This window comes from Streptomyces sp. DSM 41931, assembly GCF_050271085.1.
GTDB lineage: Bacteria > Actinomycetota > Actinomycetes > Streptomycetales > Streptomycetaceae > Streptomyces > Streptomyces albogriseolus.
Window position 1 is genome coordinate 2319853 of record NZ_CP189902.1, and the last position, 23532, is coordinate 2343384.

At 72.4% G+C, this 23532-nt stretch carries 19 protein-coding genes; 8 read left to right on the forward strand and 11 right to left on the reverse strand.

Translation table 11 applies throughout. The features are described from left to right. Positions 1-11: 11 nt before the first annotated feature. Together ACP7TJ_RS10810 and ACP7TJ_RS10815 are read right to left on the reverse strand one after the other, a co-directional pair. Positions 12-833, reverse strand: a complete 822-nt coding sequence (locus tag ACP7TJ_RS10810; protein WP_403160344.1) for an Fpg/Nei family DNA glycosylase — start codon at positions 831-833, stop codon at positions 12-14. Positions 834-870: 37 nt separating this feature from the next. Then, positions 871-1356, reverse strand: a complete 486-nt coding sequence (locus ACP7TJ_RS10815; RefSeq protein WP_093765734.1) for a ribose-5-phosphate isomerase — start codon at positions 1354-1356, stop codon at positions 871-873. A gap of 204 nt (positions 1357-1560) precedes the next feature. Between ACP7TJ_RS10815 and ACP7TJ_RS10820 the strand changes: the two genes are divergently transcribed. Further along, positions 1561-3033, forward strand: coding sequence for an amino acid permease (locus ACP7TJ_RS10820; RefSeq protein WP_189909747.1), 1473 nt, complete (start codon positions 1561-1563; stop codon positions 3031-3033). A gap of 90 nt (positions 3034-3123) precedes the next feature. Here ACP7TJ_RS10820 and ACP7TJ_RS10825 read toward each other — a convergent pair whose 3' ends face one another. Next, entirely contained in the window at positions 3124-3708 is a 585-nt protein-coding gene (locus ACP7TJ_RS10825; RefSeq protein WP_167742611.1) for a biotin transporter BioY, read from the reverse strand. Positions 3709-4134: 426 nt separating this feature from the next. On the opposite strand from ACP7TJ_RS10825, the gene ACP7TJ_RS10830 reads away from it, so the two are divergent. Next, complete coding sequence (locus ACP7TJ_RS10830) at positions 4135-5514, forward strand: amino acid permease (protein ID WP_093765737.1); 1380 nt, start codon at positions 4135-4137, stop codon at positions 5512-5514. Between the two features lie 63 nt (positions 5515-5577). Here the strand turns inward: ACP7TJ_RS10830 and ACP7TJ_RS10835 are convergent, their stop codons facing one another. Continuing rightward, positions 5578-6225: a DsbA family protein gene (locus ACP7TJ_RS10835; RefSeq protein WP_093765738.1), complete on the reverse strand. Its 648-nt coding sequence runs from the start codon at positions 6223-6225 to the stop codon at positions 5578-5580. 137 nt (positions 6226-6362) lie between these two features. On the opposite strand from ACP7TJ_RS10835, the gene pepN (ACP7TJ_RS10840) reads away from it, so the two are divergent. Together pepN (ACP7TJ_RS10840) and ACP7TJ_RS10845 are read left to right on the forward strand one after the other, a co-directional pair. Next, a complete protein-coding gene (gene pepN, locus ACP7TJ_RS10840; RefSeq protein WP_189909749.1) occupies positions 6363-8939 on the forward strand; it encodes an aminopeptidase N in 2577 nt (858 codons plus the stop codon). 226 nt (positions 8940-9165) lie between these two features. Next, positions 9166-10218, forward strand: coding sequence for a hypothetical protein (locus ACP7TJ_RS10845; RefSeq protein ID WP_167742608.1), 1053 nt, complete (start codon positions 9166-9168; stop codon positions 10216-10218). Between the two features lie 19 nt (positions 10219-10237). On the opposite strand, the gene ACP7TJ_RS10850 is transcribed toward ACP7TJ_RS10845, so the two are convergent. Both ACP7TJ_RS10850 and ACP7TJ_RS10855 read right to left on the reverse strand, forming a co-directional pair. Then, positions 10238-11395 carry a serine hydrolase domain-containing protein gene (locus ACP7TJ_RS10850; protein ID WP_367453586.1) on the reverse strand — a complete coding sequence of 386 codons (1158 nt, stop codon included), beginning with the start codon at positions 11393-11395 and terminating at the stop codon, positions 10238-10240. 121 nt (positions 11396-11516) lie between these two features. Continuing rightward, positions 11517-11975 (reverse strand): NUDIX hydrolase, encoded by a 459-nt coding sequence (locus ACP7TJ_RS10855; RefSeq protein ID WP_266397153.1) that lies wholly within the window; start codon positions 11973-11975, stop codon positions 11517-11519. A 294-nt stretch (positions 11976-12269) separates the two neighbouring features. On the opposite strand from ACP7TJ_RS10855, the gene ACP7TJ_RS10860 reads away from it, so the two are divergent. Next, positions 12270-15587: a S8 family serine peptidase gene (locus tag ACP7TJ_RS10860; protein WP_427762944.1), complete on the forward strand. Its 3318-nt coding sequence runs from the start codon at positions 12270-12272 to the stop codon at positions 15585-15587. A gap of 161 nt (positions 15588-15748) precedes the next feature. Here ACP7TJ_RS10860 and ACP7TJ_RS10865 read toward each other — a convergent pair whose 3' ends face one another. Both ACP7TJ_RS10865 and ACP7TJ_RS10870 read right to left on the reverse strand, forming a co-directional pair. Continuing rightward, positions 15749-16549, reverse strand: a complete 801-nt coding sequence (locus tag ACP7TJ_RS10865) for a hypothetical protein (protein WP_386000750.1) — start codon at positions 16547-16549, stop codon at positions 15749-15751. Between the two features lies 1 nt (position 16550). Then, positions 16551-17084, reverse strand: a complete 534-nt coding sequence (locus ACP7TJ_RS10870) for an RNA polymerase sigma factor (RefSeq protein WP_093765744.1) — start codon at positions 17082-17084, stop codon at positions 16551-16553. Between the two features lie 333 nt (positions 17085-17417). Between ACP7TJ_RS10870 and ACP7TJ_RS10875 the strand changes: the two genes are divergently transcribed. Then, positions 17418-18434 carry an aspartate-semialdehyde dehydrogenase gene (locus ACP7TJ_RS10875; protein WP_093765745.1) on the forward strand — a complete coding sequence of 339 codons (1017 nt, stop codon included), beginning with the start codon at positions 17418-17420 and terminating at the stop codon, positions 18432-18434. 57 nt (positions 18435-18491) lie between these two features. Here the strand turns inward: ACP7TJ_RS10875 and ACP7TJ_RS10880 are convergent, their stop codons facing one another. Next, positions 18492-18839, reverse strand: coding sequence for a type II toxin-antitoxin system PemK/MazF family toxin (locus ACP7TJ_RS10880; RefSeq protein ID WP_093765746.1), 348 nt, complete (start codon positions 18837-18839; stop codon positions 18492-18494). Continuing rightward, a complete protein-coding gene (locus ACP7TJ_RS10885; protein WP_167742605.1) occupies positions 18826-19056 on the reverse strand; it encodes a ribbon-helix-helix domain-containing protein in 231 nt (76 codons plus the stop codon). The genes ACP7TJ_RS10880 and ACP7TJ_RS10885 overlap by 14 nt, the downstream gene beginning before the upstream one ends. Positions 19057-19198: 142 nt before the next feature. Between ACP7TJ_RS10885 and pepN (ACP7TJ_RS10890) the strand changes: the two genes are divergently transcribed. After that, positions 19199-21775, forward strand: coding sequence for an aminopeptidase N (gene pepN / locus ACP7TJ_RS10890; RefSeq protein ID WP_427762948.1), 2577 nt, complete (start codon positions 19199-19201; stop codon positions 21773-21775). A 55-nt stretch (positions 21776-21830) separates the two neighbouring features. On the opposite strand, the gene ACP7TJ_RS10895 is transcribed toward pepN (ACP7TJ_RS10890), so the two are convergent. After that, a complete protein-coding gene (locus tag ACP7TJ_RS10895) occupies positions 21831-22436 on the reverse strand; it encodes a TetR/AcrR family transcriptional regulator (protein WP_189909755.1) in 606 nt (201 codons plus the stop codon). A 71-nt stretch (positions 22437-22507) separates the two neighbouring features. On the opposite strand from ACP7TJ_RS10895, the gene ACP7TJ_RS10900 reads away from it, so the two are divergent. Further along, positions 22508-23401, forward strand: coding sequence for an NADP-dependent oxidoreductase (locus tag ACP7TJ_RS10900; RefSeq protein ID WP_427762950.1), 894 nt, complete (start codon positions 22508-22510; stop codon positions 23399-23401). Positions 23402-23532: the final 131 nt, after the last annotated feature.

A 23532-nucleotide genomic window follows, 5' to 3' on the forward strand; every position in this document is an offset into this window, starting at 1 on the left:
CGGGTCCGGGGTCAGGGCCGCTGGCAGCCCGGGCACCAGAAGAGGTTGCGGGCGGCGAGGTCGGCGGTGCGGATCTCGCCGCCGCAGATGTGGCAGGGCTGGTGCGCCCGGCGGTAGACGTACACCTCGCCGCCGTGGTCGTCGACGCGCGGTGGGCGGCCCATGGCCTCGGGGGTGTGCTCGGGGCGGACGGTGTCGATGCGGTTGTTCCGGACGCCCTCGCGCATCAGGGCGACCAGGTCGTCCCAGATCGCGTCCCACTGGGCGCGGGTGAGGTCCTTGCCGGCCCGGTAGGGGTCGATGCCGTGCCGGAAGAGCACCTCGGCCCGGTAGACGTTGCCCACGCCCGCGACGACCTTCTGGTCCATGAGGAGCGCCGCGACGGTCGTGCGGCTGCGGCTGATCCTGCGGTAAGCCCGCTCGGGGTCGGCGTCGGGCCGGAGGGGGTCCGGGCCGAGCCGGTCGTGTACCGCCCGCTTCTCGGGCTCCGTGATCAGGGCGCAGGTGGTGGGGCCGCGCAGGTCGACGTAGGCGGTGTTGCCGGTCAGGCGCAGCCGCACGGTGTCCGTGGGCGGCGGCGCCGGGGCGGGGCCGAAGGTGACCTTGCCGAACAGGCCGAGGTGGATGTGCACCCACTCGGGGTGCCCGGGGTCGCCGAAGCCCAGGAAGAGGTGCTTGCCGTGGGCGTCGGTGGTGCGCAGCGGGGTGCGGTCGAGGAGGGCCGCGGCGTCGCTGAACTTGCCCTGGGGGCTGGTGACGCGCAGGGAGGTGTCCGCCCGGAAGGCCTTGGCGTAGTCCTCGGCCAGCCGGTGGATGGTGTGTCCCTCGGGCACGGTCCCCCTCGCTCGCTCCGCTGTCTGCTTCCGGTCGTTACTGCTGCGGGTGGTGCGCCGGGATCGGGGGGAGGTCGCCGGTGGTCTCGTAGGAGGAGAGCATGTCGATCCGGCGGATGTGGCGCTCGTCACCCGAGAACGGGGTGTTGAGGAAGATCTCGACGAACTTGGTCGCCTCTTCCTGGCTGTGCATGCGCGCGCCGACGGCGACCACGTTGGCGTCATTGTGCTCGCGGCCCAGCGCGGCGGTCTGCTCGCTCCACGCCAGGGCGGCCCGTACGCCCTCGACCTTGTTGGCGGCGATCTGCTCGCCGTTGCCGGAGCCGCCGATCACGATGCCGAGGGAGCCGGGGTCCGCGGCGGTCCGCTCCGCGGCGCGGAGGCAGAACGGCGGGTAGTCGTCCTGGGCGTCGTAGAGGTGCGGGCCGCAGTCGACGGGTTCGTGCCCCGCCTCCTTGAGCCACTCGACGAGGTGGTTCTTCAGTTCGTAGCCCGCATGGTCGGAGCCGAGATACACGCGCATGCGACGAGTGTGACACGGGCCCCCGGGGGAAGCGGCGCGGGGTGGGCCGTGTGAAAAGTGTGAGCCAATCCACAGGACCTCAGGAAAAGCTCGGGTAAAGATTGGAAATCAAAGGTTCCTGTAAAAGTAAGCCTCCGTTTCACTGGTTCAGCTCGTACACCGCTCGTACGGGTACCGCTCAACCGGCGCAAAGGAAGACCCCACATGACGTCGCAGCCGACCCTCACCAAGGCCGGTCACGGCCCCGAGGGCCCCGGAGGCCCGCCCACGGGCTCCGGGCTCCAGGCCGGCCTGAAGAACCGGCATCTGTCGATGATCGCCATCGGCGGTGTCATCGGTGCCGGACTCTTCGTCGGTTCCAGCACCGGCATCGCCACCACCGGCCCCGGCATCCTCCTGTCGTACGCGCTCGTCGGCACGCTCGTGGTGCTGGTGATGCGCATGCTCGGTGAGATGTCCGCGGCGAACCCGACCTCCGGCTCCTTCTCCGCGCACGCCGACCGGGCCCTCGGACCCTGGGCCGGCTTCACCATCGGCTGGCTGTACTGGTTCTTCTGGGTCGTCGTGCTCGCCGTGGAGGCGACCGCGGGCGCCGCCATCCTCGAAGGATGGATACCCGCCGTCCCGCAGTGGGGCTGGGCGCTCATCGTGATGGTGGTGCTGACCGCGACGAACCTGGCGTCGGTCGGCTCCTACGGCGAGTTCGAGTTCTGGTTCGCCGGCATCAAGGTCGTCGCGATCAGCGCGTTCATCGTCGTCGGCGGGCTGGCCGTCTTCGGCCTGCTGCCCGGCGTCGACAGCGACCAGGCGGGCCTGTCCAACCTGACCGGCCACGGCGGGTTCCTGCCCAACGGCGCGGGCGCGATCCTCACCGGCATCCTGCTCGTGGTGTTCTCCTTCATGGGCAGCGAGATCGCCACCCTGGCCGCCGGCGAGTCGGAGGACCCGCAGCGGGCCGTCACCAAGGCCACCAACAGCATCATCTGGCGGATCGGCGTCTTCTACCTCGGCTCGATCCTCGTCGTGGTCTGCCTGCTGCCCTGGGACAGCAAGGCCATCGCCGAGGACGGCTCGTACGTCGCCGCGCTGGACTCGCTGGGCATCGCGCACGCCGGTCAGATCATGAACTTCATCGTGCTGACGTCCGTGCTGTCCTGTCTCAACTCCGGGCTCTACACGGCCTCACGGATGGCCTTCTCGCTCGGTCAGCGCGGGGACGCGCCGCAGGCGTTCGCCCGGACCACCCACCGGGGCGTGCCGCGGGCCGCGATCCTCGTCTCGGTCGTGTTCGGCTTCGTCGCCGTCTTCTTCAACTACAAGTTCCCCGACTCCGTCTTCCTCTTCCTGGTCAACTCCTCCGGCGCGGTCGCGCTGTTCGTGTGGCTGGTCATCTGCTTCTCGCAGCTGCGGATGCGGAAGATCATCCAGGCGGAGGCGCCGGAGAAGCTGGTCGTGCGGATGTGGCTGTACCCGTACCTGACCTGGCTGAGCATCGCCTTCATCGTCTTCGTGCTGCTCTACATGCTCACCGACACCGAGCACGACGGCCGGTCCACGGTGCTGCTGACGATGCTGGTCGCGGCCGTGGTGCTGGCGATCGCCCTGGTCCGGCACCGGCTGGCCGGCCGGAGGGCGGCCGCCACCGCCCCGGAGCGGGACGAGGTGGGCGTGGGCTGACCCGCCCTCCCCGGACACGGCACGACAGAAGGGCTCGGCGGGCGCTGTGCACAGCGCCCGCCGAGCCCTTCGGCGTGAGAGGTGGAGTCGTCAGCGCTTGTCGACGAGCTTCCAGGCGGTGGGCAGCAGGCCCATCGCGAGGGCCGCCTTCAGCGCGTCACCGATGAGGAACGGGGTCAGGCCGGCCGCGATCGCGGCGGAGGCGGACATCCCGGTGGCCAGGGCCAGGTACGGCACGCCGACGGCGTAGATGATCGCCGAGCCGAGCAGCATCGTGCCGGCCATGCGCCAGGCGGAGCGGTCGGCGCCGCGGCGGGCGAGCGCGCCCACGACGACGGACGCCAGCAGCATGCCGAGGATGTAGCCGAAGGACGGCATGCTCATCCCGGACTTGCCCTCCGCGAACCACGGCACGCCCGCCATGCCCACGAGCGCGTACACCGCGAGCGAGGCGAAGCCGCGGCGGGCGCCGAGGGTGGTGCCGACGAGGAGCGCCGCGAAGGTCTGGCCGGTCACCGGCACCGGGGAGCCGGGGACGGGCACCGCGATCTGGGCGGCGAGACCGGTGAGCGCGGCGCCGCCGAGCACGAGGGCCGCGTCCCGGACACGGGAGGCGGGGACGAGGTCGGCGAGGACCTGTCCGGGCCGGGCGGAGGTGACGGTGGCGGTGCTCATGGGGACTCCCCGGGGTGAGGGCAAGTGGGAACACCGCGACGCTATACCGGCGCCCCCGTGCTGATCACCAGCAGCGCTCGACAAAGGCTCGAACAGGGAGTTGGTGGGCTCCGGACAAAGGACGGGGGCCACACGTCGCCCGAGGTGACACGGGTCACTGAGGTGACGTGGCGTCGCCGACACGGAGGGGCGGAGGAGCGGCTGTAGGGATCCACCAAGGAGTCCTGCGCGACCGAGGCGGACGCCTCGCACCGCACGGGCGCCGTGAAGGCGGCCGGCCGTACGGGACGATCAGCCCGCAGTGAGCGGACTGTGACCCTCCGCTTGACTGTCGTCCACATGCTGGGCGGCCGCCTCAGGACCTCCGGGCCGCCGCCCAGACTAGGGGCGTTTTTGCCTTCCCCCCACATTGGACGAGCCGCGCCCATGCCCCTCACCACGGTCGAGACGCCCACGGACACCGGCGGCGCCTCCCTCTCGCCCGGTCTCAAACAGCGCCATCTGTCGATGATCGCCCTCGGCGGGGTGATCGGCGCCGGACTGTTCGTCGGCTCCGGCGCGGGCATCGCCGCCGCGGGCCCCTCCGTCGTGATCGCCTACGCCCTCTCCGGCCTGCTGGTCATGCTGGTGATGCGGATGCTGGGCGAGATGTCGGCCGCGTACCCGTCCTCCGGGTCCTTCTCCTCGCACGCCGAGCGGGCCATCGGCCCCTGGGCCGGGTTCACCGCCGGCTGGGCGTTCTGGGTGCTGCTGTGCACCGCGGTCGGCCTGGAGGGCATCGGCGCCGCGCAGATCGTCCACGGATGGCTGCCGGGCACGCCCGAGTGGGCGTGGGTGGCGCTGTTCATGGTGGTGTTCTGCGGGACCAATCTCGCCGCGGTGAAGAACTTCGGCGAGTTCGAGTTCTGGTTCGCCGCGCTGAAGGTCGGCGCGATCACCCTGTTCCTGGTGCTGGGCGTGCTGGCGCTGGCCGGCGTGCTGCCGGGCACCGACTCGCCGGGCGGCTCGAACCTCACCGAGCTGCTGCCCAACGGCGGCGAGGGCCTGGTCATCGGCCTGCTCGCGTCCGTCTTCGCCTACGGCGGCCTGGAGACGGTGACCATCGCGGCCGCCGAGTCCCAGGACCCGGTCCGCGGCGTGGCGCGCGCGGTGCGCACCGCGATGTGGCGGATCGCCGTCTTCTACGTCGGCTCGATGGCGGTCGTCGTCGCCCTCGTCCCCTGGGACTCCCCGCAGGTGGTCGAGGACGGCCCCTACGTCGCCGCCCTCGACCGGCTCGGCATCCCCGGCGCCGGCCAGCTGATGAACGTGGTCGTGCTGGTGGCGCTGCTGTCCGCGATGAACGCCAACATCTACGGCGCCTCCCGCATCGGCTACTCGCTGGTGCGGCGCGGCCAGGGCCCGACGTGGCTGGGCCGGGTGTCGGGCGGGGTGCCGCGCGCCGCCGTGCTGGCGTCCTCCGTCTTCGGCTTCCTGTGCGTGCTGCTGAGCTACTGGCGGCCGGATGACGTCTTCCCCTGGCTGCTGAACATGATCGGCGCGGTGATCCTGGTCGTCTGGATCTTCATCGCCGTCTCCCAGCTGCGGCTGCGGCGCCGCCTGGAGCGTGAGACGCCGGAGCGGCTGGCCGTGCGGATGTGGGCGTTCCCCTGGCTGACCTGGGCGGCGCTGGCCGGCATGGCGACGGTCTTCGTGCTGATGGCCCGGGAGCCGGACACGCGGGTGCAGCTCTACTCCACCGGCGCGATGACGCTGGCGCTGGCGGCGGTCGGCTACGCCTGGCAGCGGACCCGCGAGCGCCGCTGAGGCAGGCGGAAGCCCCCGCGAGGACAGGACGCGCGGGGGCTTCGGCGTGTGCCGGACCGGTGATCAGAGGTTGCTGAAGTCCGGGCCCTTCGTGCGGGTGCGCTTGATCTCGTAGAAGCCCGGGACCGAGGCGACCGCGAGGGTGCCGTCCCAGAGGCGGACGGCCTCCTCGCCCTGGGGGGCCGGGGTGACGACCGGGCCGAAGAAGGCGATCTCCTCGCCGTCGGGACCGGGGACCGCGATCACCGGGGTGCCGACCTCCTGGCCCACCTTGTCGATGCCCTCCTTGTGGGAGGCGCGCAGCTGCGGCTCGTACGGGGTGGAGTCCCAGTGCTCCATGAGGGAGTCGGGCAGCCCGACGTCCTTCAGCGCCGCCGCGACCGTCTCCTTGCCCGGGCCCTCACCCTTGTTGTGGATGCGGGTGCCGAGCGCGGTGTAGAGGTCGCCGAGCACCTGCGGCCCGTGCTCCTCCTGCGCGGCGATGACCACCCGGACCGGGCCCCAGGCCTTGAGCTCGAGCATCTCGCGGTACTCGGCGGGCAGCTCGTCCAGCTTGTCCTCGTTGAGGACGGCGAGGCTCATCAGGTGCCAGCGCACGTCCAGGTCCCGCTGCTTCTGCACCTCCAGCACCCACCGGGAGGTCATCCAGGCCCAGGGGCACAGCGGGTCGAACCAGAAGTCGACGGGCGTGGCGGGAGACTTGTCCGACATGTCGCTCCTCGTGAAGGCGGTGTTCCACCGTGTCAACGCCGGAGCTCGCCCCGGCCATTCCCGGCTGACCCGCGTCAGGGGCGCATGGCAGGATCGGTGCTGTCCTTCCCTGTCGACGACGCATGAGGAGTCCGCCCGTGCCCGGTGAGAACCTGACCCGTGACGAGGCCCGGGAGCGGGCAGCACTGCTGTCCGTCGACGGGTACGAGGTGTCCCTGGACCTGCGCTCCGCGACCGGCGAGCACGACGGCGACGGCCCGCGCACCTTCCGGTCGGTCACCACGGTGCGGTTCCGCTGCGCCGAGCCGGGGGCGAGCAGCTTCGCCGACCTGATCGCGCCGAGCGTGACGGCGGTGTCCCTGAACGGCCGGGACCTCGACCCGGGCCAGGTCTTCGACGGCAGCCGCATCCTGCTGGAGGACCTGGCCGCCGACAACGAGCTCGTGGTGGACGCGCGGTGCGCCTACTCCCGCACCGGCGAAGGCATGCACCGCTTCGTCGACCCCGAGGACGGCGAGGTGTACCTGTACACCCAGTACGAGCCGGCCGACGCCCGCCGGGTCTTCGCGAACTTCGAGCAGCCCGACCTGAAGGCGCCGTACCGCTTCGAGGTGCGGGCCCCCGAGGGCTGGACGGTGTGGAGCAACGGCGCGGGCGAACTGGCCGACGGGGTCTGGCGGTTCGCGGAGACCAAGCCGATCTCGACGTACATCACGTGTGTCGTCGCGGGTCCGTACCACTACGTGACCGACCGCTACGAGCGGGTTCTCGAAGACGGCACCCGGCTGGAGATCCCGCTCGGCGCGATGTGCCGCAAGGGCCTCGCCCCGCACTTCGACGCCGACGACGTCTTCCTGATCACCAAGCAGGGCCTGGACTTCTTCCACGACCACTTCGACTACCCGTACCCCTTCGGGAAGTACGACCAGGCGTTCGTGCCGGAGTACAACCTGGGCGCGATGGAGAACCCGGGGATGGTGACCTTCCGCGAGGAGTTCATCTTCCGCGGCAAGGTGACGCGGGCCTCCTACGAGGGCCGGGCCAACGTGATCCTGCACGAGATGGCCCACATGTGGTTCGGCGACCTGGTCACCATGGAGTGGTGGGACGACCTGTGGCTGAAGGAGTCCTTCGCCGACTTCATGGGCGCCTTCTCGCTGGTCGGCGCGACCCGCTTCACCGACGGCTGGATCACCTTCGCCAACCGCCGCAAGGCGTGGGCGTACCGCGCGGACCAGCTGCCCTCCACGCACCCGGTCACCGCGGACATCCGCGACCTCCAGGACGCCAAGCTCAACTTCGACGGCATCACCTACGCCAAGGGCGCCTCCGTGCTCAAGCAGCTGGTGGCGTACGCCGGCCAGGACGCGTTCCTGGAGGGCGCCCGGCGCTACTTCAAGCGGCACGCCTACGGCAACACGCGGCTCGGCGACCTGCTGTCGGTGCTGGAGGAGACCAGCGGGCGTGACATGGCCGCCTGGTCCCGGGCGTGGCTGGAGACGGCCGGCGTCAACTCCCTCACCCCGCAGGTGCTGCTGCGCGCGGACGGCACCGTGGACGAGCTGGCCGTGGTGCAGGAGGCCGCGGAGTCGCACCCCGAACTGCGCCCGCACCGGGTCGCGGTGGGCCTGTACCGGCGCACCGACGCGGGCGCCCTGGAGCGGTACGCGCAGGCCGAGACGGACGTCGAGGGGCCGCGGACGGTCGTGGCGGAGCTGGCGGGCGCGGACGCGCCGGAGCTGGTGCTGGTCAACGACGACGACCTGACGTACTGCAAGACGCGCTTCGACGACACGTCGCTGGCCACGCTCCGGGAGGCCCTGGGCGACCTCTCCGACCCGCTGGCCCGCGCGCTGTGCTGGTCCGCGCTGTGGAACATGACGCGCGACGCGCTGCTGCCGGCCCGGGACTTCACCGAGCTGGTGCTGCGGTTCGCGGGCCGGGAGACCGACATCGGCGTGCTCCAGACGCTGCACGCCTGGGCGGAGTCGGCGGCCGTGCACTACACCGCGCCCGAGCGGCGCGAGGAGGCCGGGCGGCGGCTCGCCGAGGGCGCGGCGGAGCAGCTGCGGGCGGCCGGCGAGGGCAGCGAGCAGCAGCTGGCGTGGGCGCGCTTCTTCGCCCGCGTGGCGTGCGGCCGGGCCGACTTCGAGCTGCTGGCCTCGCTGCTGGACGGCACGGTGACCCTGCCGGGTCTGGAGGTGGACCAGGAGCTGCGCTGGGCGTTCCTGGAGCCGCTGGCCGCGCACGGTGCGGCCGACGAGAAGCGGCTGGACGAGGAGCTGGCGCGGGACGACACCGCCTCCGGGCGGCGCCACCACGTCCGCTGTCTGGCGGCCCGCCCGTCGGAGGCGGTCAAGGCGCAGTGCTGGGCGCAGGTCGTGGAGTCGGACGCGCTGTCCAACGCGCTGGTGGAGGCGACGATCGCGGGCTTCGCGCAGCCGTCCCAGCGGGAGCTGCTCGCGCCCTACGCGGAGAAGTACTTCGCGGCGATCGAGCGGGTGTGGACGGAGCGGTCGATCCAGATCGGCATGGACGTGGTCCGCGGCCTGTTCCCGTCCTACGAGGACTCCCGGGCCACCCTGGACGCCACCGACGCGTGGCTCGCCTCTCACGAGGACGCGGCGCCCGCGCTGCGGCGTCTGGTGCTGGAGGCGCGCGACGACCTGGCGCGCGCCCTGCGGGGCCAGGCCTGCGACGCGGCGGCGGGCTGACACTCCCGCGCCTCGAACGCCGGAGGGGCTGAATCGTCAGCCTCTCCGGCCGTGCAACCACCGTTACCGAACGCGGGCATTCGGCCCCGTAACCCCGCCCCTCACCCGAACGGACCAGCGGCTTTCGGTATCCGAACACGCGTCCTTTAGTGCGGGCTTGTCCGGGTTCGGCGACGGGCGTGTAACAGGGGTTCGGAGGGCGGCCGGAGGCGGGAAATTGCCGGTCATGAACCACAACACCCCCCTCTCCCCGCGCCCCTCGCACCACCTCGCCACCGGCACCGGACGGCGCGTGCTGACCCATACGCAACTGCGGGCGCACGGCGTCTCCGCCGTGGAGGCCGGAGAGCAGTGCCGCCCCGGCGGGCCCTGGCGGCAGCTGTTGCCCGGCGTGGTCCTGCTGCACCCGGGGCCGCCGACCAGCGAGGAGCGACTGCACGCGGTGCTGCTGTACGCGGCGCGGGAGCGGACCGTGAGCGTGCCCGTGCAGCCGGGCGGGGACGAGCCGCCCGCCTCCCCCTACGGCGAGGCGATGATCACGGGGCTGGCCGCGCTGACCCTGCACGGTTTCACGTCCGCTCCCCCGCTGCCGTCCCAGGAGACGTTCGACGTCCTGGTGCCGCGGCTGCGCCGGCTGCGGTCGACGGGCTGCGCCCGGATCGTGCGGGCCGCCGCGCTGCCGGTCCCGGAGCAGGTCACGGGCCTGCCGGTGGCCCCGGTCCCGCGGGCGCTGGCCGACGCGGTGGCGGGCGTGAAGGACGCGGTCGTCGTGCGCCGGCTGCTGACCGAGGCGGTGCGCGGCGGGCACTGCGAACCGGCCGCGGTGGTCCGGGAGCTGACGGCGGCGAAGCTGCTGAACCGCCCGCACGTGGTGCACGCGGTGGACTCCCTGCTGGCCGAGGGCCGGGCGCTCGCGGAGTCCCGGCTGTACCGGATGGTCCGCGAGTACGGCCTGCCGGACCCGTGCTGGAACGTGGACCTGCGCCTGCCCGGCGGCCCGCGCCTGGGGGGCCTGGACGCGTACTGGCCGGAGCAGGCGGTGGCGGTGGAGCTGGACACCCGCGCGCCCCGGCCGGGCGGACGGCCGGAGGACGACGCCGAGTGGGTGGAGCACACCCGCAAGCGCGAGCACCTGGAGCGTCTCGGCATCACGGTCGTGCACATCACGCCGCGCAAGCTGCGGGACGCGGCGGAGCAGCAGGCCGTGGTGGTCCGCACGGCCCTGATGGCGTCGGCGGACCGGGATCCGGCCGCGTACGTCGTCGTGCTGCCCCGCTAGTGCGACGGCCCGCCTCGTGTCAGTCGCCGCAGTACTCGGCGTCGATCACCGCCTCGGGGTCCCCGGTCCAGTCGCCGTTGAAGTTGAACGCCAGGGAGTGGCGCCCGTTCCGGGTGGTGACGGCGTCGGACGTGGAGCCGTGGATGCCGCCGCCGTGGCCCCAGACGGTCACCCCGCAGCTCAGCTCGGTGCTCATCAGGCCCAGCCCGTAGCCGTGCGTGTCGTCCACGGCCACCGTGTCGGTCATCTCGTCCAGCTGCTCCTTCGGCAGCAGCCGTCCGGTGAGCAGGGCGCGGTAGAAGCGGCCCAGGTCCTTGGAGTCGGAGATCATCTCGCCCGCCGAGAAGGCCATGGACGGGTTGATCCGGGTGACGTCGTGGACGGGACCGCTGCCGTCCGCGGTGAGCTTGCCGTAGGCGCGGCTGCTGGGTCCGGGCACGCCGGTGCGGGTGCCGGGGACCGAGGTCCCGGTGAGGTGCAGCGGCGTGATGACGCGCCGGCGGATCTCCTCGCCGTAGGGGCGGCCGGTGGCCTTCTCGATCACCAGTCCCGCCAGCACGTAGTTGGTGTTGGAGTAGTTCCACCCGGCGCCGGGCGCGAAGTCCGGCTTGTGGGACATCGCGATGCGCACCAGTTCCTCGGGGGCGAGGGTGTCGTAACGGTGCTCGAAGAAGCCTTCCTTGAGGAAGTAGGTGCGGCCGAAGTCCTCGTCGGCCGTGTAGTCGAAGACGCCGCTGGTGTGGTTGAGCAGCTGGCGCAGGGTGATCCGGGCGCCGTCGTGGCCGTTGCCGGTGACCAGGCCGGGCAGCCAGGAGTCGACGGTGTCGTCCAGCGACAGCGTGCCCTCCGCCTCCAGTTGCAGCAGCACCGTCGCCACGAAGGTCTTGGTGATGCTGCCGACCCGGTAGCGGTCGTGCGGGGAGCGCGGGCGCTCGGTGCGCAGGTTCCCCACCCCGGCGGTGGCCGTCCACACGCCCCGCCGGTCCTCCGCCCGCAGCGTCACGCCCGGCACCCCGCCCTCGACCGCGGCCCGCACGGCCCGGGCGGTGGCCTTGTGGTCGCCGGTGTCCCCCGTGCGGTCCGCGCCGGGTCCCGCCGCGACCGCGGGGGCCGCCAGGGCCGCCGTGAGGGCCACCGCCACCGCTGCCACCGCCGTCGTCCGCATCCGCTTCCGCATGCTCGTGCCTCCCCTGTCCGTCCTGCGTGGTCGTGGGGAGGGACCGCGCCGGGGGCGGCGGGGTTGCCACGGCTCCCGGCGGTTGATCAGGTTTCGGCCGTTCCGCGCGCCGGCGCGGGCGTCATCCCCGGCCGGCCTCCAGACGTCCCCCCGCGGGGCGTTCGCGCCACAGCCGCAGGGCGGTGTCGACGAGGCCGATGCGGACCAGGCCGGGGACGGCGTCGAGGGGCTGCCAGGCGGCGAGTTCGGTGGAGCCGCCGATCTCGTGGCGGAGCTCCCCTCCCGCGACCCGCGCCTCGTAGAGCAGCCGCAGGCCGTGGTGGTCGACCGGGCGGCGGAGGCGGCCGGGCAGGGTGCGGCGGCTGGAGTCGACCCCGAGGAAACCGGTGACCTCGACGAGATAGCCGGTCTCCTCCTCCAGTTCGCGCCGCACGGTGTCGTACGGATCCTCGCCGTGCTCCATGCCGCCGCCCGGCAGCACCCACTCGGGGACGCCGTTCTCACCCCGGGACCGGGCGAGCAGGAGCTGTCCGTCGCGCACCACCACGGCGTAGGCCGCCACCCTCAACGTCCGTCGCATCGCCGGACGGTATCCCGGGCGGCCGGGAACGCGCAGGGGAGTATTCGGGCGGGTCCGCACTGTGGACACCCACCCTGCATGAGCATGACGGACTTGCCCGCTTCAGGCGTGATCTCCCCATACGGGCACCGGGGGTTTTCCCCACACCTCTCCCGGCCTTCCGGCCAACCCTCGCCAAACAAAGGCCCTTTACGCGAAGCTCATCGATCGTCCGGTAGTGCATTCCGGACCCCCGCGACCAGGAACGATCACCCCTGGCCGCTCCCGATCGTTCGCTCCTTGCAAGGGATGCCGATGACCAACTCCCCGCAGCGCGCCCCCATATCGGGCACCAGACGCGCGGCCCGCATAGCCGTCGCCGCCGGTCTCGTCGCCGCGCTCTCCGCGGCCGGGCCGGTCCCGCTGGCCCTCGCCGCCGACGGCCCGGCCGCCGCACCGGCCGACGCGGACGTCAAGTCCGCCCACGACAAGCTCGGCTCGCACGACGCGGAACTGCTCGCCGAGGCCAAGGCCGAGGGCGCCAAGCACGTCACGATGATGATCGCGACGGCCCCCGGGAAGACCGCCCAGGTCACCGAGGAGATCGAGTCCCTCAAGGGCGCCTCGGTCGGCCGCTTCGACGACAAGCTCGGCTACGTCCGCGCCACCGTGCCCACCGGCAAGGCGGACGCGGCCATCGCCGCCGCCACCAAGCTCTCCTCCGTGCACGGCGTCGACCTGCGCGAGGAGATCCTGCTCGACGACCCGACCCCGGCCGCCGACACCACGAAGGCCGCCAAGGGCACGGGCGCGAGCGCCACGAGCTACCCCGCGCCGGACCGGAAGACGCCCGCGAAGAACCCGTACAACCCGTCCTTCGAGACGGGCGCCGTGGACTTCGTGAAGAAGAACCCCAAGGCGGACGGCCGCGGCGTCACCATCGGCATCCTCGACTCCGGCGTCGACCTCGGCCACCCCGCGCTGCAGAGGACCACCACCGGCGAGCGCAAGATCGTCGACTGGGTCACGGCGACCGACCCGATCGTGGACAGCGACCAGACCTGGCGCCCCATGGTCAACGCGGTCTCCGGCCCGGCGTTCACCTACGGCGGCGCCACCTGGACGGCCCCCGAGGGCTCCTACCAGGTCAGCCTCTTCCGCGAGTCGTACACCACCGGCGGCGACGCGAAGGGCGACGCCAACCGCGACGGCGACACCACCGACGTCTGGGGCGTCCTCTACGACGCGGCCGCCGGCACGGTCCGCGTCGACCTGAACAACAACCAGGACTTCTCGGACGACACCCCGATGAAGCCGTACAAGGACGGCTTCCAGATCGGGTGGTTCGGCACCGACGACCCGAAGACCGACGTCGCCGAGCGCCAGCCGTTCGTCGTGGAGATCCGCAAGGACGTCCCGATGGACCCCTACGGCGGCGACTGGATCGGCAAGAAGGCCGACTTCGTCAACATCGGCGTCATCGAGTCCGAGCACGGCACCCACGTCGCCGGCATCACCGCCGCCCACGGCCTGTTCGGCGGGAAGATGAACGGCGCCGCGCCCGGCGCCAAGCTGGTCTCCTCCCGCGCCTGCACCTGGTCGGGCGGCTGCACCAGCGTCGCGCTCACCGAGGGCATGATCGACCTCGTCACCAAGCGCGGCGTCGACATCGTCAACATGTCCATCGGCGGTCTGCCGGCGCTGAACGACGGCAACAACGCCCGTGCCGAGCTGTACAACCGGCTGATCGACACCTACGGCGTCCAGCTGGTGATCTCCGCGGGCAACTCCGGCCCTGGCGCCAACACCATCGGCGACCCCGCCCTGGCCGACAAGGTCATCTCGGTCGGCGCGTCCGTCTCCAAGGAGACCTGGGCCGCCAACTACGGCTCCGAGGTCAGGACCAGGTACGCGATGATGCCGTTCTCCTCGCGCGGCCCGCGTGAGGACGGCGGCTTCACGCCGACCCTGGTCGCGCCCGGCGCGGCCGTCAACACCATCCAGACCTGGCTGCCGGGCGCCCCGGTCGCCGAGGCGGGCTACAGCCTGCCGGCCGGCTACGGCATGCTCCAGGGCACCTCGATGGCCTCCCCGCAGGCCGCCGGCGCCTCCGCGCTGCTGCTGTCCGCCGCGAAGCAGAAGCGCGTCGAGCTCACCCCGGCGACGCTGCGCACCGCCCTCACCTCCACCGCCCGGCACATCAAGGGTGTGCAGGCCTACGAGGAGGGCGCCGGTCTCATCGACGTCGTGGACGCCTGGGAGGCGATCCGCGACGGCGCCACCGCGCACGAGTACACCGTGAAGGCGCCGGTCGACACCGCGATCGACCAGTTCCTCAAGACCCCCGGCTACGGCACGGGGCTGTACGACCGTGAGGGCGGCCTGAAGGCCGGCCAGAAGAAGACGTACGACATCACCATCACCCGTACGACCGGCCCGGACCGGGCCGTCCGCCACGACCTGGACATCGCCAACAACGCGGACCGCACCTTCCGCATCGTCGGCGACGACGAGGTGTCGCTGCCGCTGAACAAGCCGGTGACCGTCAAGGTCCAGGCGCGGCCCGGCTCGGCCGGCATCAAGAGCGCGATCCTCGAGGTCGACGACCCGCGCACCGAAGGCGTGGACCGGCAGATCCTCACCACCGTGGTGGTCTCCGCCTCGCTGGAGTACACCTACTCGGTGAAGGGCACCGCCCAGCGCAACGACACCACCTCCTACTTCGTCACCGTGCCCGAGGGCGCGAAGACGCTGGAGGTCGCGATGAGCGGGCTGAAGGCGACGAGCCAGACCCGGTTCGTCTCCATCCACCCGTACGGTGTGCCGGCCGACCCGACGTCGACCGTCAACTGCTACCCGAACTACACCAACCCGGCGAACACCTGCCGCCCCGACGTGCGGTCGTACGCGGCCCCGCAGCCGGGCGTCTGGGAGATCGAGGTCGAGTCGCGCCGCACCTCGCCGCTGCTCGACAACCCGTACACGCTGGACGTCGCCGTGCTCGGCGCGGCCTTCGACCCGGAGACCGTCACGGTGCCCGAGGCGAAGGTCGGCACCCCGGCCGCCGTCGGCTGGACGGTGACCAACGAGGCCGCCGCGATCGACGGCAAGCTGGTCGGCGGTCCGCTCGGCTCGTCGAAGACGGCCCGCCCGTCGATCGCCACGGGTGACGTCCACACCACCACGGTCGAGGTGCCCGAGGGCGCCGCGTCGCTGGACGTGTCGATCGGCAACGTCTCCGACACCGCCGCCGACCTGGACCTGGCCGTGTACGACGCGTCCGGCGCCCGGGTCGCCCAGTCCGCGGACGGCGACTCGGAGGAGTCCGTCTCCATCGCCTCCCCGAAGGCCGGCACGTACACCATCGAGGTGGACGGCTACTCGGTCCCGGCGGGCACGACGGAGTACGACTACCTGGACGTGTTCTTCTCCGCCACGCTCGGCACCGTCACCGTCGACGAGTCCGCGCCGGTGAAGCTGGGCACGGGCGCGAAGGCCGCCGTCTCCGGCGAGGTCACCGTCGCCGCCGCGGCCCCCGAGGGACGTGCGTTCTTCGGCCGCGTGCAGCTGGTGAACGCGCGCGGCACGGTCGCGGGCATCGGCAACGTGGCGATCGAGAAGGTCGTCCCGTAGCGGACCGGCAGTCACCGGATCACCTACGAGGGGCGGGCGCCCGTACGGACGCCCGTCCTTCGCCGTGCCCGGCCGCACGGAGACGGCCGCGGGCCGGACTCCGAGAGGGGCGGATGTCCGCCGGGGACGCCCGCCCCTCTCCGTGCCCCGGCCGCGAGGCCTCAGCCGCAGGCCAGGCCCCGCGACTCGGACGCGGCGACGGTGAGCCCGGCCCGCAGCGGGGCGATCTCCTCCTCGCCGGTCACCACCGCGTCCGGGTACGGGCCCTCCTCGGGCAGACCGACCAGGACGCGGTCGCGCGGGCGCGGCGGGGCGTCCGCGGCGTCACGGAGGAAGGTCACCGGGCCGGTGCCCTTGTAGTACCGGGTCGCCCGCACCGTGACCCGGTACGTGCCGGCGGCTCCCGGCACCCGCTCCACCGCCGTCACCTCGCCCTCGGCGACGAGGCGCGCGCACGCCAGGTAGCGGGGGGTGCCGAAGGCGGCGCCCCCCGCCTCCTTGGCGTCCGAGGCGACGCCCTGGTCCGCCGAGCCGGCCGTCGTGCCGTGCTGCGACACGAGCCAGCCCAGCCCGAGGACGAACCCGGCGGCGGCAGCGGCGGCGAGCCCGCCGAGCGCCAGCTTCAGGGGCCGGTACCGGGACCGTCGCCGCAGCGGCGCGGCGGGCGTGGTGCGTGCGGGGCGCGGCCCGGCCGCTCCGGGCCCTTCCGCCGGCCGCTCCCCGGCCGGAGCGGCCTCTTCTCGCCCCGCCAGCGCGTCCCCGATCAGCGTCAGCTGCTCCTGGAGCACCGCGATGTCGGCGAGCGCGGCGTCCCGCGCCGCGAGGAACCCGGCGTCCTCGCGCACCCCCTCGGGCGGCGGCTCGTCGAACAGGGCCGCCGTGAGCGCGTCGTGCCCCGGGTCCTCGCGCCCTGCGTCCTCCCGGAACGGGTCCTTGTCCCCGCTGTTGTCGTGGGCGGTCACGTCACACCACCTCGTCCTCGTGCAGGCGGGCGCGCAGGGCCCGTACCGCCGTGTGCAGCCTGCTCTTGACCGTGCCCTCCGGGACGCCGAGCTGCTCCGCGATGGAGCGGACCGGCAGGTCGGCGTAGAAGCGCAGCACCACGACCTGGCGCTGCGCGTCGGGCAGCGCGTCCAGGCCCCGCGCGACGGCCAGCGAGAGCACGCTGGTCTCCTCGCCGGACGGGCTCTGGGCGGGCCGCAGCGCGGCCAGCCGCTCCCCCAGCCGTTCCTGCCGCCGTTTGGCCCGGTGCCAGTCCATGGCGAGGTTGGAGGCGACGACCGCCGCCCACGCCGAGACGTCCCGGGGCGCCTCCCTGCCGCTCGCGGCGCGTTCCAGCAGCCGCAGGCGGACCTGCTGCACCCCGTCCGGCAGGTCCGCCTGCGGCACTCCCCCGAGTGCGAGCACCGCCCGCACCCGGCGCTCCTGCGCCGCGTCCAGCGGGTCGTCGTCGGTGACGTACGGCCCGCGGCCGCGCCGGGTTCTTCCGCGCAGCACCGCTCACCCCCCTCACGCTGTTTCCCCTACGACGCGACGGCCGCCCGGAACGTTCGGACGGATCCGCGGGGCCCGCAGAGGCGTACGTCACACCTTCGTGTGGACGGGGTCCGCCTGGGCAGGGGTCCTTGCGGCCGACGGCCCCCGCAGGGGGAATTTCTGCAGCTCAGAGGGGTTGACGCCGAAGGTCCGCAACCGGCGCCCGGAACCGGTTCGTCCCACTGTGCGGGCACCCGGGGCAAAGAATTGGACAGCCGGGGCGTGGTCGGCCGCATGATGGAAGTGCCCCGTCCAGGCACATCAGGTACGCGAGAGACGCAGTAGGGAGACGCCGTGAGGGTCGGAATCGTCGGAGCCACCGGTCAGGTGGGCACGGTCATGCGCAGGATCCTCAAGGAGCGGAACTTCCCGGTCACGGAGCTGCGCCTGTTCGCCTCGGCCCGTTCGGCGGGCACGGAGCTGGACGGCGTGACGGTGGAGGACGCCTCCACCGCCGACTACAGCGGCCTGGACATCGTGCTGTTCTCCGCGGGCGGCGCGACCTCGAAGGCGCTGGCCGAGAAGGTCGCCTCGCAGGGCGCCGTGGTGATCGACAACTCGTCCGCCTGGCGCAAGGACCCCGAGGTCCCGCTCGTGGTCTCCGAGGTCAACCCGCACGCGATCGCGAACCGCCCCAAGGGCATCATCGCCAACCCGAACTGCACGACCATGGCCGCGATGCCGGTGCTGCGTCCGCTGCACGCGGAGGCGGGCCTCGAGGCGCTGGTCGTCGCCACGTACCAGGCGGTGTCCGGTTCCGGTCTCGCGGGCGTGGCGGAGCTGCACGGCCAGACGCAGAAGGTGGTCGACGAGGCCGACAAGCTGACGCACGACGGCTCGGCGGTCGACTTCCCCGAGCCCGGGGTCTACAAGCGCCCCATCGCCTTCAACGTGCTGCCCTTCGCGGGCAACCTCGTCGACGACGGTCTGAACGAGACCGACGAGGAGCAGAAGCTGCGCAACGAGTCCCGCAAGATCCTGGACATCCCCGGGCTGAAGGTCTCGGGCACCTGCGTGCGCGTCCCGGTCTTCTCCGGCCACTCCCTCCAGATCAACGCCCGGTTCGCCCGCCCGATCAGCCCGGAGCGCGCGGCCGAGCTGCTGGCCGAGGCTCCCGGGGTGGTCCTCACCGACATCCCGACCCCGCTGCAGGCCGCCGGCCAGGACCCGTCGTACGTGGGCCGCATCCGCCGTGACGAGACGGTGGAGAACGGCCTGGCGCTGTTCGTCTCCAACGACAACCTGCGCAAGGGCGCGGCCCTGAACGCGGTGCAGATCGCGGAGCTGGTGGCGCAGGAGCTGAGCGGCTGACGTCGCAGGCATGACAGAGGGGGCGGGCCCGCCGGTGGGCCCGCCCCCTCGGCGCTTTCAGAGCGCCAGGTGCCGCCGCAGCGCCACGTCGATGTCGGCCATCCGCTGTCGGGGGACAGCACCGACCCGATGCAGCAGACGGTCGGGGGCGACGGCGCGCACCTGCTCGCACTGCGCCTTGGAGTCCTTGGGCAGCCGGCTCTCGTCCGCGCGCAGGAAGACCTGGAACGACAGGACACGGGCGGTGTTCGACGTCAGTGGCACCACGCTGACGACACCGCGGCCGTGCCGCTCGACGGATGCGTTGGCGCCGTCGTTGGACACGATCACGGCCGGCCTGACCTTGTTGGCCTCGCTGCCCCTGACCGGCTCCAGATCCACCATGTAGATGTCACCACGCCTCATCGGCGACCCCGTCCCCACTCGTCCGGTCCCAGGCGGCGGCGTCCTCACCGGCGTCCCACTCGGCGAACGCCTCGGTGTACTCCTGTACGAGCTGCGCCTGTCGCAGCAGCTCGATCGCGGCGTGTATCACGGCGGACCTGGACTCGGCGTCGGTGCGTGCGGCGTACTCGTCGACGAAGGCGACATCCGCCTGCGGCAGGCTCACACTGATCTTCATACGGTCAATGCTACTCCCGGTATGACCACCTTGGCCACCCGCACGACACAGGGGTATCCCCATGCCTGCGGTCTCGTCATCGCGTGATGCCGATCTCGCGTGGAAGGATGACGCAACCCACACATATCGAGGAGATGACCGCGTGCCTGGCACAAACCTGACCCGCGAAGAGGCGCAGCAGCGGGCGAAGCTGCTGACCGTTGACTCGTACGAGATCGAGCTCGATCTCTCCGGCGCGCAGGAGGGCGGCACCTACCGGTCCGTGACCACGGTGCGCTTCGACGCCGCCGAGGACGCGGAGTCCTTCATCGACCTGGTGGCCCCCGCCGTCCACGAGATCACCCTGAACGGTGACGCGCTGGACCCCGCCGAGGTCTTCGCGGACTCCCGTATCGCCCTGCCCGGTCTGCTCCGGGGCCGCAACGTGCTGCGGGTGAGTGCCGACTGCGCGTACACCAACACGGGTGAGGGCCTGCACCGCTTCGTCGACCCGGTGGACGACCAGGCGTACCTGTACACGCAGTTCGAGGTGCCGGACGCCCGCCGGGTGTTCGCGAGCTTTGAGCAGCCGGACCTCAAGGCGACGTTCCAGTTCACCGTGAAGGCGCCGGAGGGCTGGACGGTCATCTCCAACTCCCCCACGCCGGAGCCGAAGGACAACGTGTGGGTCTTCGCGCCGACCCCGCGTCTGTCCACGTACGTCACGGCGCTGATCGCCGGCCCGTACCACTCGGTGCACAGCGTGTACGAGAAGGACGGCCGGTCGGTGCCGCTCGGCATCTACTGCCGGCCCTCGCTGGCCGAGTACCTCGACGCGGACGCCATCTTCGAGGTGACCCGGCAGGGCTTCGACTGGTTCCAGGAGAAGTTCGACTACGCCTACCCGTTCGAGAAGTACGACCAGCTGTTCGTGCCCGAGTTCAACGCGGGCGCGATGGAGAACGCGGGCGCGGTCACCATCCGCGACCAGTACGTGTTCCGTTCGAAGGTGACGGACGCGGCGTACGAGGTGCGGGCGGCCACGATCCTGCACGAGCTGGCGCACATGTGGTTCGGCGACCTGGTCACCATGGAGTGGTGGAACGACCTGTGGCTGAACGAGTCGTTCGCCACCTTCGCGGAGGCCGCCTGCCAGGCCGACGCGCCCGGCTCCAAGTGGCCGCACTCGTGGACCACGTTCGCGAACCAGATGAAGACCTGGGCCTACCGCCAGGACCAGCTGCCGTCCACCCACCCGATCATGGCGGACATCCGCGACCTGGACGACGTGCTCGTCAACTTCGACGGCATCACGTACGCCAAGGGCGCCTCCGTGCTGAAGCAGCTCGTCGCCTACGTCGGCGAGGACGAGTTCTTCCGGGGCGTGCAGGCGTACTTCAAGCGCCACGCGTACGGCAACACGCGCCTGTCCGACCTGCTGGGCGCCCTGGAGGAGACCTCCGGCCGCGACCTGAAGACCTGGTCGAAGAAGTGGCTGGAGACCGCCGGCATCAATGTGCTGCGTCCCGAGATCGAGACGGACGACGCGGGCGTCATCACGTCCTTCGCCGTCCGCCAGGAGGCGCCCGCGCTCCCGGCCGGCGCCAAGGGTGAGCCGACCCTGCGCCCGCACCGCATCGCGATCGGCTTCTACGACCTGGACGAGGCGACCGGCAAGCTGGTCCGCGGCGACCGCGTCGAGCTGGACGTCGACGGCGAGCTGACCGCCGTGCCGCAGCTCGTGGGCAAGCGCCGCCCGGCGGTGGTCCTGCTCAACGACGACGACCTGTCCTACGCCAAGGTCCGCCTGGACGAGCAGTCCCTCGCCCTCGTCACCGGGCACCTGGGCGACTTCGAGTCGTCGCTGCCGCGGGCGCTGTGCTGGGCCTCCGCCTGGGACATGACCCGGGACGCGGAGCTGCCCGCGCGGGACTACCTGTCGCTGGTGCTGTCGGGCGTCGGCAAGGAGTCCGACATCGGTGTCGTCCAGTCGCTGCACCGGCAGGTGAAGCTCGCCCTCGACCTGTACGCCGACCCGGCCGCCCGCGAGGCGCTGCTGGCCCGCTGGACCGACGCCACGCTGGCCCACCTGCGGTCCGCCGCGCCCGGCAGCGACCACCAGCTCGCCTGGGCGCGCGCCTTCGCGGCGACCGCCCGCACCCCGGAGCAGCTCGACCTGCTGGAGGCGCTGCTCGCCGGCACGCAGACCGTGGAGGGCCTGGCCGTCGACACCGAGCTGCGCTGGACGTTCGTGCAGCGGCTGGCGGCGGTGGGCCGGTTCGACGAGGCGGAGATCGCCGCCGAGTACGAGCGGGACAGGACCGCGGCGGGCGAGCGGCACGCGGCCACCGCGCGGGCGGCCCGCCCGACGGAGGAGGCCAAGGCGGAGGCGTGGGCCTCGGTCGTCGAGTCCGACAAGCTGCCCAACGCGGTCCAGGAAGCGGTCATCGCCGGCTTCGTCCAGACCGACCAGCGGGAGCTGCTGGCGCCGTACACGGACAAGTACTTCGAGGTGCTGGCGGACGTGTGGGCGTCCCGCTCCCACGAGATGGCCCAGCAGATCGCGGTCGGCCTCTACCCGGGCATCCAGGTCTCCGGCGAGATCCTCGACAAGACGGATGCCTGGCTGGCCTCCGCCGAGCCGGGCGCGGCCCTGCGCCGCCTGGTCTCGGAGTCCCGCGCGGGCGTGGAACGCGCCCTGCGGGCACAGGCGGCGGACGCGGCGGCGACGTCGGCGTAACGCGGTCCTGACAGCGAGAAGGGGCGTCCGGCTTCCCGGCCGGGCGCCCCTTCCGTCATGTCACGGGCCGGACCGGCACGCCCGCCCCGGCGGCCTCCCAGGCCGCCTCGACCATCCGGAAGATGTCGTCCACCGCGGTCTCCGGGTCGTCCGCCTCGCGGGCCAGCGCGAAGGCGTCGACCACGAACCGGGCGAGCGCCCGGCAGGCGGTGGCGCCGCGCGGCGCGCCCGGTTCCGCGGCGAGCGCGGCCGCCAGCGTCTCCGCGTGCCGCAGCCGCATGGAGCCCTCGTACTCCCGGAGCGCGGGCGAGGCGTCGATCATCCGCCACACGGGGGCGGCCTCGTCGGCCAGGCAGTGGCGCACCAGGGCGTGCATCTCCTGGCGCAGGGCGGGCACGAGCGGCGCGCCGGGCGCGCGGTCGGTCACCGCGCGGGCGAGACGCCGCTCGACGTCCGCGTCCCGCTCGAACACGAGGGCCTCTTTGGCGGCGAAGTGGGAGAAGACGGTGGTCACGGCCACGTCGGCCTCGGCCGCCACGTCCCGGATGCCCACCGCGTCGTACCCGCGCTCCAGGAAGAGCCGCAGGGCGGTATCGGCGATCTTCTGACGCGTGGCGGCCTTCTTGCGCTCTCGACGTCCGGACGGCGGTTGCTCAGACATGACCAGGACGCTAGCAGATACAAAACCCTAACGACTCCAACAACCTAACGGTTAGTGTTACGGTCGTCGGCATGAAGAAAGTGAGCTACGCCGAGTTCGGCGGCCCCGACGTCCTTCGTCTCATCGACGCCGAGAAGCCCCACGCGGGCCCGGGAGAGATACGCATCGCCGTGCGCGCGGCCGGGGTGAACCCCGTCGACTGGAGGATCCGGGAGGGTCAGATGCGTCCGGTCCTCCCGGCGTCACTGCCCGCGGGCGTCGGACTGGACGCGGCAGGCGTGGTGGACGAGGTCGGCGAGGGCGTCACGGATGTGGCGGTCGGTGACCGCGTCTTCGGCGAAGGCGCCGACACCTACGCGGAGTTCGCGGTGCTGCGCGCCTGGGCCCGGATGCCCGAGGGCCTCTCCTTCGAGGAGGCGGCCGGCTATCCGTCCGTCATGGAGACGGCCCTGCGCATCCTGCGCGAGTGCGGTGTCCGCCCCGGACAGACCCTGCTGGTCAGCGGCGCGTCGGGCGGGGTCGGCTCGGCGGTGCTGCAGATCGCCCGCGACCGCGGCATCACGGTGGTCGGCACGGCCGGGGCGGCCAACCTGGCCTACCTGCGCGGCCTCGGCGCGCACGCCACGACGTACGCCGAGGGCTGGCCGGAGCGGGTGCGGGCGTTCGCCTCGGTCGACGCGGCCCTCGACCTGGCCGGCGCAGGCGTCCTGCGCGAGTTGGTGGAGCTGACCGGGGACCCGGCCACGGTGGTGTCCATCGCGGACCCCGGCGCCCCCGAGCTGGGCGTCCGCTTCTCCAACGTCGCGGGCAGCGTCCCGGACGCCCTGAAGGAGACGGTCCGCCTCCTCGAACAGGGCACGCTCCACATCCCGGTGGAGAAGACCTACTCCCTCGCGGAGGCGGCCGCCGCCCACGCCGACAGCCGGGCGGGGCACACGAGGGGGCGGCGGGTGATCGTGATCTGACCGCGCGGCCGGCCCGGCGACGCTACACCAGCCCGCCCGACCGCTTCAGGGCGTCCACGAACGCGGCGAACACCGGGGCGGGCACGGTGAGGGTGCCGCGGGGCGGCGCCATGGAGAGGCTCATGATGCGG

Coding starts and splice junctions, on each gene's coding strand:
- ACP7TJ_RS10815 (WP_093765734.1), bottom strand. CDS start 1,356: ATGCGCGTGTATCTCGGCTCCGACCATGCGGGCTACGAACTGAAGAAC.
- ACP7TJ_RS10820 (WP_189909747.1), top strand. CDS start 1,561: ATGACGTCGCAGCCGACCCTCACCAAGGCCGGTCACGGCCCCGAGGGC.
- ACP7TJ_RS10825 (WP_167742611.1), bottom strand. CDS start 3,708: ATGAGCACCGCCACCGTCACCTCCGCCCGGCCCGGACAGGTCCTCGCC.
- ACP7TJ_RS10830 (WP_093765737.1), top strand. CDS start 4,135: ATGCCCCTCACCACGGTCGAGACGCCCACGGACACCGGCGGCGCCTCC.
- ACP7TJ_RS10835 (WP_093765738.1), bottom strand. CDS start 6,225: ATGTCGGACAAGTCTCCCGCCACGCCCGTCGACTTCTGGTTCGACCCG.
- ACP7TJ_RS10845 (WP_167742608.1), top strand. CDS start 9,166: ATGAACCACAACACCCCCCTCTCCCCGCGCCCCTCGCACCACCTCGCC.
- ACP7TJ_RS10850 (WP_367453586.1), bottom strand. CDS start 11,395: ATGCGGAAGCGGATGCGGACGACGGCGGTGGCAGCGGTGGCGGTGGCC.
- ACP7TJ_RS10855 (WP_266397153.1), bottom strand. CDS start 11,975: ATGCGACGGACGTTGAGGGTGGCGGCCTACGCCGTGGTGGTGCGCGAC.
- ACP7TJ_RS10860 (WP_427762944.1), top strand. CDS start 12,270: ATGACCAACTCCCCGCAGCGCGCCCCCATATCGGGCACCAGACGCGCG.
- ACP7TJ_RS10880 (WP_093765746.1), bottom strand. CDS start 18,839: ATGAGGCGTGGTGACATCTACATGGTGGATCTGGAGCCGGTCAGGGGC.
- ACP7TJ_RS10885 (WP_167742605.1), bottom strand. CDS start 19,056: ATGAAGATCAGTGTGAGCCTGCCGCAGGCGGATGTCGCCTTCGTCGAC.
- ACP7TJ_RS10895 (WP_189909755.1), bottom strand. CDS start 22,436: ATGTCTGAGCAACCGCCGTCCGGACGTCGAGAGCGCAAGAAGGCCGCC.
- ACP7TJ_RS10900 (WP_427762950.1), top strand. CDS start 22,508: ATGAAGAAAGTGAGCTACGCCGAGTTCGGCGGCCCCGACGTCCTTCGT.